Origin of the sequence: Nocardia sp. NPDC058640 (assembly GCF_042716995.1) — a bacterium.
Taxonomy (GTDB): Bacteria; Actinomycetota; Actinomycetes; order Mycobacteriales; family Mycobacteriaceae; genus Nocardia.
Genome location: NZ_JBHXRG010000021.1, coordinates 13598 through 27587 on the forward strand (window position 1 = coordinate 13598; position 13990 = coordinate 27587).

Below are 13990 nucleotides of genomic sequence, written 5' to 3' on the forward strand. Positions count from 1 at the left end.
CGATCGCAACGGTTTTCGAGTTGTGACGGGCTCGCGGTTCAGCGGTGTTCATCCCGAGACCCGCTGGGAAATGGAGGCGTGTTCGGGCAAGATCAGCCCGATTCCCAGTGACGCGGCAAAGCCGGCGGCCTGGGAGCCGTAGCAGCGGCGAACCGTCAGCCGTGACGCGGCCGCCATGCCTTTCACCGACGCTTCGATCCCGGGCAGGTCCCCGTCGAGGTGATCGGTGACCGTGACCAACACCCCGAACCGGGTCAACCCCGCACCCCTGGCCTGTTCTTCGCGAGCGGCTTGGGTGTTGCCGACCCGGATCCGCGCCGACGCCGAGGAGATCCCCCGTTCGGTCTGCTCGGCCGCGACCGCGTCACGAAAGTCCGAGTCCACCAACGACGTCGCTTCCCCCGCGGAATGCAACCGATAGATGATCGCGACGCGTTTGCGTGGTACGTCCGAGCGCGGACGCAACAGATCTTCCAGGACGGTCTCCATCACCGCACCGCGTGGCGCACCGTCCATTTCCCAGGTAATCGACCTGGCACCGTCGTGAACCAGGTGATCCCACCGATCTTGATGGGCCAGCGGCCCGACCGAGTCCCACGACTGCGACTCCACGATCTGGGCGCCCGCGGCTTCGACGTCACGCTGGGAGGCGAGGTCGTATCGGCTACGGACCAGCCCCAACACTTCCCACGCTTGGAGCGGGGTGGCGGGCAAGCCGGCGCGAGCGAGCTGCGATAGCACCGACTGCAGGCGTTGGCCTATCTCACGGGCTTGTTCGGCCTGATCACGTCGGCCCTTGCCGATCGCCCGGTAGGTGATCGCGATGCGGGCCTCGATCCGGACGCCGACCCCGCCACTGTCGGCGGCGGCTTCACGCATCACCGCTTTCGCGAAATCGGGAGCCTTGTCCCGGATCAGGCGAGTCACCTCACGGGTCTGCTTGAGCCGGGTTTCGACGGTGTTGTCCAGGACCGCGGTGACCGCGATGACTTCGCCACCACGACTTTGGGAAGCCAGGAATTGACCGAAACCATCGACCCAGGAGTCGATTTGGGCTTGATCGACCAGTTCCTTGCCGCGCGGAATCACCCGAACGATCACTGTGGAGTGGTCGGTGCGCCGAATATGCAGCATCGCGAACCTTTTCCCACCCGCCGTTTCGAACTCGGTCAGACGCGAATCAGCCAGCAACCCAGGCAGTTTCGCCAAACCCGGCAGTCGCGAGAACCGGCCCGACCTATAGGTCAGTTCACCTCGGGAACGGGCTCGAGCGAACTGAACGCGCAGCAAAAGCAATTCCCAACCGGTACGCCCGCTGCGGGTCACCGCCAACGGCACGAAAACCACGGCCGCGGCGAGCAGGATCGCCCCGGCGATTTCCAGGGAGCGGGTGAGCATGAACGAGACCATCACCGCGATGATCAACCCGAGGCCGAGCAGCGAAACCCCCCACGTCAGACCGAAGAATCCCGCGCTCCTGGGACGCTCCCAGCGCCCGTACATCCGCGTTGTCACCGCCGAACCTCCCCGGGCCCCAACGTGTCTGGATCACTGTGCGTCGCCGAAGATTCGGAGGTAGCGCTTTGTGCAGCCGACGAGGCGCTTCGCAGCGCACTGACGGCCAGTTGCGCACCCAACATCGCCGCACCGGCGGGCCCTGCCGCCAGCGCACCACCCGCGGCTGCGCCCCCGGATGCTGTCGCTCCACCGGTTCCGGCTGCCACCCCTGACGTCGCCGCCCCGCCGCCGCCCGCCCCAGACGCCGCGCCTGCTGACGATGAGCCGCCGCCAGCGGACATCGGGCGTGCACCGCCACCACCGCCAGACGGTGGTGGGCCGCCGCCGGAGGACCCCGATGGTGCGGCCGAGTTTTCACCCTCCGACATCGGTCGCGCCTGCGGCCGACTCCCTGCGGCCGACATCGCGATTCCCGCACCGGCTCCGGCCAAAGCCGCCGTGGCGCCTCCCCCACCGCCGAGTGTGGCGACCGCGGGCGAGATCAATCGGATCAGTGCCGGAAGCGCGACCACGCACATCAGCATCAAGATCAACCCGAGCAACATCATCTGCGGATCGGTCTGATCCTTGGTGCCGGCCACGGTAAAGGCAATCGCGTAGGCCAACGCGCCGACAGGCTTCCACAGCACGAATGCCAGCGACCACGCTAGAAGTCGTTTGTAGGCTTGTGAACCCGGCCCGGTTCCCGATGCTGCCGCAGCCATAGGGATCACCGCGACGACCACCACCAGTAGTGCTTGCCGGATCACCAGCATCACCAGTTGGATCAGCATGCTGATCACGCCGAGCACGCCTACGACCAGCAGTATCCCAGGTCCGAGATCGCCCATGATGTCGCGGTCGAGCAGCCTGCCGACTGCGGTGTCGAGGTCTCCGCGAGTGGCATCGAAGATCACCCAGTTGGCGAACTCGTCACCGGCATTGGTCCCGACGGTGACCAGCGTGGCGAAGGTCATCGCTGCGAAGATCGCGCGGGCGAGCATGAGGAAACTTTCCTGCGCTTCTGCCGCGACGCCGCCGCGCTTGGCCAGTGCCAGCCGTGCGGCGGCGAACATGATTCCCGCGGTCAACAGCACTACCTGCAATCCGGCGGTGTAGTCGCGGATCTGTGCGAGCACCGGTGCCGGTTGACCACTTGCGGTGGACAATTGAGGTGAGGGGAAAGCCGTCCACCAGGTCATCCCCATGCGCATCAGCGTCGCCAGGCCGGACAGAAGCGAGTTGACAAGGCCATCGATCACCGAGTCGCCGGCTTCGGTCACGGCCGCATCAGCGAACCGGCAAGCTTCGCGGACTCCGGGTAGGACGGTGCATGTGATGTCGGGGATCTGAGTCCGCATCGGGTCAACCGCTGTGGGTGCCGCCGCGTGTAGTTCCGTGTTCATGATCGCGCCTTCCAATCACCGAATCCGCTCAGCGAGGCGACGGGAGTCGCTGGGCGCCACAGGCTTTCGATGTCATCGGGTACGCGGATGCGCCAGTCACCCTCGACCCACACCATCGGCCAGGTCGCGATGGCGTAGCCGCTTGTAGAGCGCACCGCGAGCTGAACCACGGCCAGGTCGACACGGAATCCGGGTTGGACCCGCACGCCTTCGGGGACGGTGACGAAGCGCGCGACGCCCGGCGTGTTCGCCCTGGATCGTGCGAACTTGTCGACCAGGACTTCGCCGCCGCCGTAGAACCGGTCCCGCACCACCTGCTGCCAGATGTGATCCGGGGCGGCGTGAACGCGCCCGATCGCGTCCATCGCCGCCACCGCCGCACCCTGCGGGGTACGCGCGAATCCCGTCGCCACGCCGTCCTCGATCCGGGTCGGCCCGTCACCACCCGATACCGGGACTGCGGCGCCTCCCCAGATTCGCTGCCATTGCAGCCGGGCCGGGACCGCGGTGAGATAGTCCGGTCGTGCGGGGTCGATCCTGGCGTCGGCCGCTTGCGGCAGGATCGCACCGGCCTCATCGGCAGGTACTTCGAGCCGGTTGCCGAACATGTCGACCGTCGGTGGCTGTGACAGGGCGACAGAGGGTGAGACGGTCGTCGACGGTTCGCCGAAGCCTTGTGAAGGCTGCGGGGTGTCGACTCCCTCGTCGCTGGTGATTGTCGCAACGAACACGACGGTGACGATCGTGGCAAGTATGGCGAGCAAGACCAAGAGCAGGCGAAGCGAGCGCATCACAGGTGTCCTCACGGGCGATTCAGGATGACCAGGGCGAAAGGTGCGGAATCCACTGCCGCGACAGGGTTTTCGGTCACCACCTCCGGCAGATGTAGCCGCCATCCGTCGGCGCTCCACACGACGGTGGCGATGTTGCGGGTGATCGAGCGATCCGGATACGTGGAGTAGGTCTCGATCCGTGCCTCGGTGTCGGCATAGGCGGCGATGACGTAGCCGAGAATGTGTGGCGCGGTTGATGTCGCGGGTTCGGTGATCGAGACTTGGGCCCGCGCTGTCGCCCACTTGTCGCGCCCAGGGCCAGGTGCGAGCATGCGTTGTCCGACCAGCGCCCACTGTCGGTCCGGTGCCACCGACATCCGCACGGTCGCATGAATCGCGGCCAGCGCGGCACCGGCCGGCGACCGGTCGAAGTCCGCAGCGACCGCGCCTTCGATCAGGCGCGGACCTTGCGCGGCGACGGGCAGTTCGATGCCCTGCCAGCTGCGCCAACTCACTGCGCTGGGCGCGATCGGTACGGGTCCTGTCGAGACGTCGGACACGTGGTCGGCGACGTCGCGGCCCGCACAGCCAGCGGCCGCGGTCGAGCACACGGCGAGCATCATCAGGCACCCGAGTGCTCGAGCGGTTCGAATCGAATATGGTTGTGGCATAAGAGTTCCCGTAGTCTCAGGTGGGGATGATGGCGATCGCCAGCGCGCTGGCCGATCCGAGAAGGGCCGCGGCAGCGAGGGAGCCGATGAAGCCTTCGATGGCTTCTTCGCGATGGATACGGATGGCCAGTTGTCCGGCGACCCAGGTGGCGCGGCAGATACACACCAGCAGCACGAACCAGGCCAGCCAGTTCAGCAGTTGGGTCAGCGGCGAGAGGACCTCGGAGGGAAGAGGTTTGGCGATCACCATCCACCGCCGAAGACACTGCGGTCATGGACTGCTTCGAGCGCGGCGACGACGGCGTCAGCGACTGCTGCGGGGTGGGTGACCAGCAGGCCATGGTCGGCGTCGTCGACGATGATCAGCTCTGCCCACGCCGTGGCCGCCAACTCCTCGATCCGCTCGCAGCCAACGACCGGGTCGCGCGCTCCGGCCACGATCCAGGTCGGGATCGCGCGCAGCATGTCTTCCACGACCGCTAGATCGGCACCGCAACGGCGATACGCTCGCAGCATCTGCCGTGCGCAATCCGTCGCTCGTTGGTCGTTAATCCGGTCTCGGGTGCCCAGTGCGGTGGTCAGCTGGCGAATGAGTTGCGCGCCTGCGTCATACGCCGATTCCATGGGACGTGTGGTCAGCACACCCGCCGTGTCGGGCAGTTCCGCGACCGGACCGACCGCAACGATGGCCCCGACCCGTGGTTGCTCGTGCCGATGACGGTAGAGCCATTCCTGCGCCAAGATCGCCGCCAGGGAATGCACCACCAGCACCACGGAGCCGCTGGCTCGGTCGAGTACCGCCTGAAGGTCATCGACCAGTTGGGCCATCCCCACGTTGCTGACGCCGCCGAGATCGGATCGGTGGCCTCGCTGGTCATAGATCAGTTGAGCGATACCGCCGGCGAAATGCTCGTCCAGCTGCGCTACCAGCGGTGAGAAGTGCGACGAATCGCTCAATGGCCCAGGGACGTAGACAACAGTTGCCGGTGCCGTGGACATCCCGTACCGAGTCGCGGTCAGCGCGGTGCCGTCCGTTGTCGTCACGGTTAAACGCCCGGATCGCGTAGTGCTGCTTCGGGATTCGGCCTTGCCGTGCTGGCCCCGCATCAGGAGCCCCCGGAAACTGCGGCGTTCATGATGGCCCCGGCGGAGGTCGCGATGATGCCGCCGACGAGCGCGGCGAACACGATCTTGGGCGACTCGACCGCGCCGCCGTGCCAGCGTTCCCATCCGAACTTGCCGCCGGCATAGATCAACGCCAGGACCCCGGCCAAGATCACCAACCAGGACAGATAGTTGGCCAGGTTGATCAGTTTGTCCCCGCCTGGCGGACGAGTCGGGGTGATCTTGATTTCCTGGGCCAGCACGGTCAGGCTGTCTCCCACTGCCGATAAGGTGGACATGGCTATATCTCCGAATCCTGTTGATCACGGGGGCTTTTCATCAGGTGAGTCAGTACGTCGACGAGCTCGCTGCCAGCGGAATGCACGTCGGCCGGGACCGCCTCCGTTACGTGACGCCGTCGGGAAGGGGCGGGGTCGAACGGGAAGAACTCCGCCAATTCGGTGAGTTCGCGTTCCACGAGCTCGTCGTGCCACCCGATTTCCCACACCACCTCGGTCAGGTCCTCGATCACGGCGCGATAGCGGCGCACCGATCCGGGCACTCGGCCCGGTCGGGCCGCACTGAGGACGACCCCGACGACCTCGACTCCGTCGGGTGCCAGGCCGGCGTGCCATTCCCGCAGCCGTTCGGCGCAGGCGATCAATCCGGGCAGACACAGTCGTGCGCTGACCACGACCCGCTGGGTCGTTTCCGGTGACCCTGGCCAGCACTGGCTGCAATCCACCGCCGGTGCCCACCATCGCGCCAGGGTGGACGTGGCGGCACCACCATGAGCACCGACGATCGCCACCAGCGGTGGATGTGCACCGATGGTCGGGAGGGGATCTGCGCGGACTTCAGCGCGATGGTTCGGGCTGTTCACGGTGTCCGGTTCCAGCCGCCGACCGCGCAGGATGCCGAGCGGGACGCGAGGCGTCACGGCGTGCATGTCAGCTGCCTCGCTTCTGGATATTGGTGATAACCAGCCCGGATGCGCCGGGGCCGACGTTGATCAGCTGCAGGTAGTCGAATCGGCGACCGTCGGGACGCAGTTCGGCCAGGTGCACCTCGGCGATGTTCTCCGCGACCGCGGTGATGCCAACGCAATGCGTGGTACCGACGGGCAGCGCGGTGATCGCGGCGGCGAGCGAATCATGGGCAAGACCCGCCTCGGGGCCCACCATCGTCAGGGCAACCTCCGCACTGCGCCGCACGTAGTAGGAGTGTTCGAACCGGGCGATCACTCCCCCGATGGTGGTGGTGTCACCGGGTCCGGACGTCACAATCTGCGCGGTCACTCCCACGCAAGTTCGCTCGCCGGAAGGCTGCGCCGACGCGGTTGTTACCGGTTCCATGCGTGTGGTGCCGGGGTCGTCCCCGTCGGTCACTACGGTGACGCCAACGGCCGCTGCCGATCCGGTGAGAAGTCCCGATGCCAGCGCGGCGATCACGACAATGTGGGATCGACCCGATCTGTTCCGGCCGTTCTTCGCCGATCGCGCGCGAAATCGCCTGTCCGGCTTCTCAATCGCGTTCGTCGGATGTTCGGTTGTTGCTGGCTTGTGTAGCCAGGCGGCACCGTGGTCGGGGATCAGGTCGTGGTCGGGCATGTGGTTCACCTCCTCGTTCGGGTGGGAGTCGGTTGGTCTGGCCCTTCGGAGCACGCCGCTGGAAGAGCCACCGACCAGGGGGATGGGCGTGGGACTCGCTTCGTGCTCCGAAGGGGTTCAGGGGCGCGGTGTCGAGGACACCGCGTGCGGGCTGGTCGCCGTGGTCGGCGCCAGCGATGGGGTGGTCGGCGGGCTCGGGTTCGTCGCGGAGGTCGGTGCCCGAGTGGTCGTACTACTCGACGTCTGCGTCCCCGAAGTTGTTGTGGCGGTGGCGATGTCGTTGGCGAGGGCGGTGAACCACGCGGCGGTGGCGATCAAGGGTGACTGGCCGGTGGTGGTGGCCGCGACGTTGCTGTAGGTGCTGCGGCGCCCCGTGGAATCGCTGTACTGCGCGGTCGCCGCGGTCGTGTAGAGATCCTGGGTCTCGGTGACGGCGCTGGTGATCGCCTCGAACGCGTCGTTGACCCAGGTGCTGACCGACTGCGGTGGCACCAGATCCACCACAGCCTCAGCGACTTTCACACCCAACGAGGCGACCGCGGCCCAGGGATTGGCCAGACCGACCGTCGCGAGCTCGGCCACCGTGGTCGCGGTAAAGACCTTCTGCGCCACCGAGACCACCGCGTTCAACCCGATCGTGCCGATTTTGAACAAGGCCGAGAGCGCGTCGGATTCGGTCGCGACGGTGGCGCTCGGCGAGGAAGCTTCGGCCAGACGCTGGCCGAGCGTTTTCGCCGGCGCGTAGGCGAGTTGGTCGAGGCTGGTGCCGGAGATGTCGTCGTTGACCACGCCGACCGCGGTGGTGAAGGCGGTAGAGACGAGAGCTTGTGCGACGGTCGTGATCGCGGCGACCGGGTCTTTGCCCTCGCCCTGGGCCGAGATGTTGGCGACCGCCGTTATCAGCGGACTGCCGGATTGGACATCGCAGGTCGCGTCACCGGCGACGCACAAGTCGGCAACTCGACCCACCAGGTCCCCGTAATTGACCGGCATCGCGGCTGCGGCGATCCCCGCACCTGACAATCCGGAGTTGGCCAAGCTGATCTTCGACACGTTCGTGCCGTCGGTGCCTGCTGTCGCTGACGGAGTGCTGACATTGTCGGTGCCGGGCAAAGCCGTGGTCGCGTACCGACGGGAAGGGTTGGCCAGCAATGCAATTCCCGCGATGCGGTCAGCGGGAACCAGTGCCTGTCCCCCGCCTGCCTTTTCCGCGAACGTCGAGGCGGCAGCGGCGCCTTGGGCATAGCCCGCGACTGCAATCTGCGTCGATGGGCATCGAGCGACTACTTCGCCTGCCGTCTGCTCGATCTGATTCGCCGCTGCGCTCACGGCTGCGGAGTAGTCGGTCGAACCGGTGTCGGCACCGAAGACGATGTAGGACCGGGCGATGAAACCGTCTGTGGCGCTGGACATCCTGCCGAATGCTTGTCCGAGGATCCCCGAATCGCCGGTGTCCACGGTCGTGGTCGCGCCTTCCTCCCCGCCCTGCACACCGAGGACGTGAAGGCCGGGGCACGCGGACTCCGGTGGTTTCGTGACTGTCGAGGGGCTCGGTGTGGGTTGTGCGGTAGCCGGCGTTGATCCGACGAGGAGCGCGGTCGCAGAAAGGGCGGCAATCGCGACCGCTGACCAAGCGCGCTGTGGTGTGTTGTTGTTCATCGGATTCGGCCTCCTTCGGCATCGGGGATGGTGGGGTGCGTACGCATCGACGTCAGGTGACTGCGGGAGATCCGCCGCGGTCCGGTGGGCGCGCGAACCCCGCACGCAGGGCTTTGAGAGCGTCCGGGAGGCCAAGGGCGGCGGCGCTGAGGTGCGGGACGTCATATTCCGACCAGGACACTCGCACACCGCGGGAGATGTACTCAGCGAAGATCGTTCGAGCCGATTCGATCGGAACGAGAGTGTCCAGCAGTCCGTGATAAAGGTGGACTGGTGCCAAAGGTGTTTTAGCCCCGAGGCATTCGTGGCTCAGCACGTGTCGCCAGACCGGGTCGTTCCAGGGGTCGGGGCGTTCACACCACACCGATAGTGGGGCTAGATACTCCACCAGCAGCCTCGTGAGATCGAGTTCGGAGGCCTCGGTAACCGCGCGAACCCCGACGTCGGTCAGCAGGTGATCGACCGGCAGATGGCTGTAGGCGCGCGCCAACCCAACCATGGCCGCGAACGCCATTCCCGACCACGGTCCGCCGTCGAGTCCGGTGATCAACGCACCCGGATCGCGGATGACCGCACCGGCGGCGATGGCCCGCAAATCCAGCTCCGGCGCGTACGACGGCTGTAGTTCGCCTGCGGCTGCGGCGATTCGGCCCCCGTCGGCATAGCCCCATACCGCTACTGGCGCACGGTTGAGGCCGTGGGTGCAGACGGCACGAGCCAGGTCCAGCGCGGCGTGCGCGCCAGCGTGGGCAGCAAGGAAATGGTGGGGTCCCGCGCCGGTGATGCCCAGCCCGATACCGTCGGGGACTGCGACTTTCCAGCCTTGTGCCAGCGCCGCGGCGATGCCGCGGGCATCGGGCTCGGTGCCGGCGACTAGGAGTTGCGACGGGGCACACCTGCCACCGAGTCCGTGAAATGTCGTGCAGTACACCACGATCGGCCGCGTAATCGCGCCGTTGCAGATCGCAGGGTTGGGTTCGAGGACGATGCCTGAGGCTGTGACGGGGTTCCCGAAGGTCGTGGTGGTCGTGTACACCAACTGCCAGGCCCTGCCCAATCCTGGCATGTGGGGCACGACGACGTCGCGTGTGCGCAGGACCGTGCCGTTGGCACCGCCGGGCTCCAGTTCCGTGTTGTCGTAGAACTCGTCGAAGACGTTGTCGCCGTTCATCGCTGGGCTCCCGCGAGGTCGTGGGCCAACGCGATCATCCAGGCGACACCCGAATCCATCTGCCCGGTGACGGCGTACGAGTTGTGGCGTCCGACTGTGTCGGCGAAACGCACCCACACGCCCGGATTCACCAACTCGGTGTTCTCCGCCGCTAACTGCGCCCAGGCTGCGCCGAGTTGCGCGATCAGCTTCGGCAACACCACCACCGGATTCGCGAACGCGGTGGCAACAATCTCGCCCCACCGCGTACCTGCCGCAGTGGCGTCCGCACCAGGTACACGGGTGTCGCCAGCGGCTACCAAACGGTCACCGAGACCGGCTTGCGGTACGTAGTCGACATCGCCGTTGACTATCCGGAAGTCGTTGAGGATCACTGTGTTCCACGTGTCACCCAGCGCTTCCGAGAGCGCGGTGTTCAGCGTGGCGATCGCGCCGAAAGGGTTGGTCAGGTCGGCTTGGGCGAAGATCTGCGCGCCCAGGCGCAGCAGCGCAGCCTGTCCAGGTGCCGAGCACGCGAGGTCGCCGTCGCTGCAGATATCAGCCACTCGCCCCGTCAAGTTGCCGTAACCGTCGGGGTCGGTCGCGATCCCCGCTCCCCCAGCAGGTGCGGCCAGCACCTGCACTGCCGACACCGCGACACCCGAAGTGCCGGGTGCCGGGTCGGGCACCGTCTGGCCGGGCCGTCCGGGGAACACCGGTTCGTGCTGGCGTCGGCCGGGGTTAGCGAACAGCGCGATCCCGGCGACACGATCAGCGGACACCGGGCCCAGACCCGCACCGACGTCGCGTGCGAACTCCGAAACCGCTTGGGCACCTTGGCTGTAGCCGATACCAGCCAACATCGTGTTCGGACACGCTTCGACGATTTGCGTCGCCGCGGCATCGAGGTTGGTCCGCGCACCCGACACTGAACGCACGTACGGATCGGCACCGCCACCAGGAACGATGCCACCGAACCCAGCTTCATAGGCAATGTAGGCCCGCTGCACCAGCGTCGGGACCGTCGCCACCACCGGGCCGATCAACGATCCGACGACACCGGTATCAGCGAGGGGGTCTGCGGTCGGTGACGACTGGCCGGTGCCCTGGACGCCGAGGATGAACAGGGCAGGGCAACCATTGATCGGCACCGCAGCCGCCGGTCCGGTCGGTACGGCGGCGGTCAGTACCGCTGCCCCCACCATCGCCGCAGCCACAGCGACGGTGCGGCTCCCGGTCACTGGCCGACTCCGACCCCGGCACCGAAGCCAGCGCCGATCGTCCCACCAACAGCCGCGCCGACAACACCGGCCGGCACACCGAGAATCGCCGCACCAGCCGCAGCCCCGGCAGCAGCACCGAGCGCAGTACCCGCGACACCGCTGGTGGCTTGGCCGATGATCGGGACGGGGATCACGATTCCCAGCGCGGCACCGGCGATTCCACCGACGGTGCCCCCAACTAGTGCGCCGACAGTTGCACCAACCGCGGCAGCTGGTGCGCCGAGTACAGTCGCGCCAGCCGCACCGCCCAGTCCGGCACCGCCCAGGACCGCGCCGCTGACGCGATCGGAGCGTCCCGCCGGAATGCCGACCGAGTCCAACGCCGTCGCGACCTGCGCCTCGGCTCCTGCCGCGGTGTTGTTGATGGTGTCGCGGACTTCGATCGGCATCCAGTCAGGGCTCGGGGTCTGCCACTCCCCGATCCGAATCGTGTTCTCCGGCGGGGCAATCGGTGCGACAGGTTCGACCGGCTCTGGAAGGTGGAGCTGGTCGATCCGCACCGGCTCGACCGGTGCGGAGACGCTGGGCGCGGGCCGTGATGGGCCGTTGCGCACCTCGGCAGGCTGTTCGTAGTACGTCGGCGGGTTGGGTTCTGGTTGTGGTTCGGGTTCGACCGATGGTGGGGGCGTGGGGGTTTCGGTCCCGGGCTGTGGTGGGCTGGTGACGCCGCCTTGGTCTGCCACGGTGGCCAATGGACCACTCGCATGGGCCGGACCGGTTGCGCCCAGGGCGATAGCGACCGGGATCGCCGTGACCAGCAGCAAGACGTTGCCGCGACGGACGCCGGGAATGCGGTGTCGACCGCTGGTGGCAATTCCGCGAGTTGTGGGAGAGATTTCGGGCATGACGGGTAGACCCTTCTCGAAGGGTGAAGCAAAACGGGGATGCCGCAGCAGAATTGAAATCAGTGTGCGGCGAAACGTCGGATCGGTGCTTCCGGGCACCGCCGGCCAGGCAAGGCTGGAAGCGGCGGTGCCGTTCGGCGAGACGTCAGAGGAAGGCGAGCGCCAGGTGCAGCACCTGGTTTGCGAGGGCAGCGCCGTTGGCCAACAGTGCCAGTCCGGCGTTGACGTAACTGGCGATCACGATGGGATCCACAGGGTTTCCTTTCTCGGTGGAATATCTTTCCGTTCCATCCAATCCCCGAAACGCACTGCAGCGCTATAGCGTTAGTCGCTCACGTTTTGAGTGCTCATTAATGAGCACCTTAATACCCACCCCGAGCAGGAAATTTCCTGTTAAGTGCTCAAATATTTGGTCATTGATAACACCCACGGACAGTCCCGGTAGTGATCCCTACCTCATTGAAATTCAACCGTTTGACACCATTTTTGATGAACGGCGCCGTACGCGGAGCTCATTACTGCCGCGAACTTGCCGCACGAAATACCCTCTGGTAGAACCGATCTCATCACCAGCCAGCACGCTCCCAGCTCAGCATCCATATTGTGACCCGCGCCACGATTCTCCGGGGGGAGATATGACAGAGGGATTTTCAAGGCCACAACCACGCCGACGCCGACGCCGCGAACCAACCCGACCTCATGTGTCAATTCCGACGCTAGCCACCACCTGCCTGTGGATTCGACAGGACCAGGACCTCACCCGCGAAGAAGCGCAAAAACTGCTCGGATTCAGCATTTCTCACCTAGCACGCATCGAAAACGGATTCTCACCGCACCCGAAAACTCTCGAATTGCTCATCCGCGGGTACCGCCTGAACCAAGCGATGGCCGCCCACCTCCGAGACCTCGCCGCACCAGACGTCCCGCTGGCACCGACCCAAAGCCTGCGCACCTACGTCGCCACCGACCCCACCCTGACCATGAACCTCGACCGGCTCCAAGCCCGAGGCCTACTCGCCGCCTACACCGACCCGCTGTGGAATGTCCTGGCGCGCAACGACTCCTTCACACGCACCGTACGCGGAATCGACGAGAGCGAATCCATCGCATCGTGGATGTTCAGCCCCCACAGCCGCTCCATCCTCGTCGACCCCGAGGCCGAAAAGGCTTGGACCGTAGCCACTTTGAAAGCAACCATGGGCAGGTACCGAACCTCCCAACAAGCCCAGACCCTCGTCTCAGAACTGGGCCCCAACCCAGACGCCCAGCGACTCTGGGCCGCCAGCCTCAACGCGACCTCCGGCCGAGACACAACCAGCCCCCTACACACCGTAAACGCGTTCGGAAGACCGATCTCCTACCAGATCAACTTCTCAGATGGCGTTCGCGCTCACCACATCCAACTGATTACAGCCACGCCAGAGCCATACTCGGGTCCACCGGTCCATGCTGGCGACGGCGAGCGTCGATAGCTGGTGGATCGCGTCGTAGTCAACCGGAACCGACGGTGGCGGGCTGAGCCGTCCCAGATTTGATGCGCACCAGCTATTACGTACGACCGATCGATTGCGTGCAGCAGTCGCGCGGGCCAAGGGGTGGATGACCTGCGCGAACAGGTCCCGCCACAGCTGCGCGCTCGGGCCGCTCTCCAGCCGCCGACTAGATCACGTCTCCCCATGGGATTTTCGGTTCACGGCAGGTAGTCCGTCGGGTCGGGCATCATGTTCGCCGTGGCGGCTATCGGCAATCGAACCAGGTCCTGACGGACAACATGGAGGAAGTTCTGGAGCTGCTGTTGCCGAAATTCGGTGGCCGCGTAGTCACAATTTCTCCAAAACCACGGGAGCGTGGAGAGATATTGTTCCCGGTAGCAGACCGGAATTCCTTGGCAACCGGCGCTGATCGACGGCGAGCCCGTTGCGGAGCAGTGCCTGGTTGCTTAGATTCTCGCCCGAACCGTGCGGCCCGGCGCAGCGGAGATAGGTGAGGGTG

General features: G+C 66.0%; 14 protein-coding genes. 1 reads left to right on the forward strand and 13 read right to left on the reverse strand.

Features of this window, described 5'->3' with window-relative positions; translation table 11 throughout:
• Positions 1–48: 48 nt before the first annotated feature.
• The 13 genes from ACFWU5_RS20800 to ACFWU5_RS20860 all read right to left on the reverse strand — a co-directional run bounded on the left by ACFWU5_RS20800 (position 49) and on the right by ACFWU5_RS20860 (position 11998).
• Positions 49–1515, reverse strand: coding sequence for an SCO6880 family protein (locus ACFWU5_RS20800; RefSeq protein WP_379245509.1), 1467 nt, complete (start codon positions 1513–1515; stop codon positions 49–51).
• Positions 1512–2903 carry a hypothetical protein gene (locus tag ACFWU5_RS20805; protein WP_379268313.1) on the reverse strand — a complete coding sequence of 464 codons (1392 nt, stop codon included), beginning with the start codon at positions 2901–2903 and terminating at the stop codon, positions 1512–1514. Before ACFWU5_RS20805 ends, ACFWU5_RS20800 begins: the two co-directional genes overlap by 4 nt.
• Positions 2900–3694, reverse strand: coding sequence for a hypothetical protein (locus ACFWU5_RS20810; protein ID WP_379268314.1), 795 nt, complete (start codon positions 3692–3694; stop codon positions 2900–2902). Before ACFWU5_RS20810 ends, ACFWU5_RS20805 begins: the two co-directional genes overlap by 4 nt.
• A gap of 11 nt (positions 3695–3705) precedes the next feature.
• Positions 3706–4287, reverse strand: coding sequence for a hypothetical protein (locus tag ACFWU5_RS20815; protein WP_379268315.1), 582 nt, complete (start codon positions 4285–4287; stop codon positions 3706–3708).
• 76 nt (positions 4288–4363) lie between these two features.
• On the reverse strand, positions 4364–4594 hold the full coding sequence (locus ACFWU5_RS20820; RefSeq protein ID WP_379268316.1) for a hypothetical protein: 231 nt from the start codon (positions 4592–4594) through the stop codon (positions 4364–4366).
• On the reverse strand, positions 4591–5391 hold the full coding sequence (locus tag ACFWU5_RS20825; protein WP_379268317.1) for an alpha/beta fold hydrolase: 801 nt from the start codon (positions 5389–5391) through the stop codon (positions 4591–4593). The genes ACFWU5_RS20820 and ACFWU5_RS20825 overlap by 4 nt, the downstream gene beginning before the upstream one ends.
• A 62-nt stretch (positions 5392–5453) precedes the next feature.
• Positions 5454–5750, reverse strand: coding sequence for a hypothetical protein (locus ACFWU5_RS20830; protein WP_379245521.1), 297 nt, complete (start codon positions 5748–5750; stop codon positions 5454–5456).
• A gap of 2 nt (positions 5751–5752) precedes the next feature.
• Positions 5753–6400: a hypothetical protein gene (locus ACFWU5_RS20835; RefSeq protein ID WP_379268318.1), complete on the reverse strand. Its 648-nt coding sequence runs from the start codon at positions 6398–6400 to the stop codon at positions 5753–5755.
• A 1-nt stretch (position 6401) separates the two neighbouring features.
• On the reverse strand, positions 6402–6749 hold the full coding sequence (locus ACFWU5_RS20840; RefSeq protein WP_379268319.1) for a hypothetical protein: 348 nt from the start codon (positions 6747–6749) through the stop codon (positions 6402–6404).
• A gap of 429 nt (positions 6750–7178) precedes the next feature.
• Positions 7179–8885 carry a cutinase family protein gene (locus ACFWU5_RS20845; protein ID WP_379268320.1) on the reverse strand — a complete coding sequence of 569 codons (1707 nt, stop codon included), beginning with the start codon at positions 8883–8885 and terminating at the stop codon, positions 7179–7181.
• On the reverse strand, positions 8773–9891 hold the full coding sequence (locus ACFWU5_RS20850) for a lipase family protein (RefSeq protein ID WP_379268321.1): 1119 nt from the start codon (positions 9889–9891) through the stop codon (positions 8773–8775). The genes ACFWU5_RS20845 and ACFWU5_RS20850 overlap by 113 nt, the downstream gene beginning before the upstream one ends.
• Positions 9888–11111: a cutinase family protein gene (locus ACFWU5_RS20855; RefSeq protein WP_379245530.1), complete on the reverse strand. Its 1224-nt coding sequence runs from the start codon at positions 11109–11111 to the stop codon at positions 9888–9890. Before ACFWU5_RS20855 ends, ACFWU5_RS20850 begins: the two co-directional genes overlap by 4 nt.
• Positions 11108–11998 (reverse strand): hypothetical protein, encoded by an 891-nt coding sequence (locus tag ACFWU5_RS20860; protein WP_379245532.1) that lies wholly within the window; start codon positions 11996–11998, stop codon positions 11108–11110. Before ACFWU5_RS20860 ends, ACFWU5_RS20855 begins: the two co-directional genes overlap by 4 nt.
• A 701-nt stretch (positions 11999–12699) precedes the next feature.
• Here ACFWU5_RS20860 and ACFWU5_RS20865 point away from each other — a divergent pair.
• Entirely contained in the window at positions 12700–13470 is a 771-nt protein-coding gene (locus ACFWU5_RS20865) for a helix-turn-helix domain-containing protein (protein ID WP_379245534.1), read from the forward strand.
• The last annotated feature ends 520 nt before the right edge of the window (positions 13471–13990 follow it).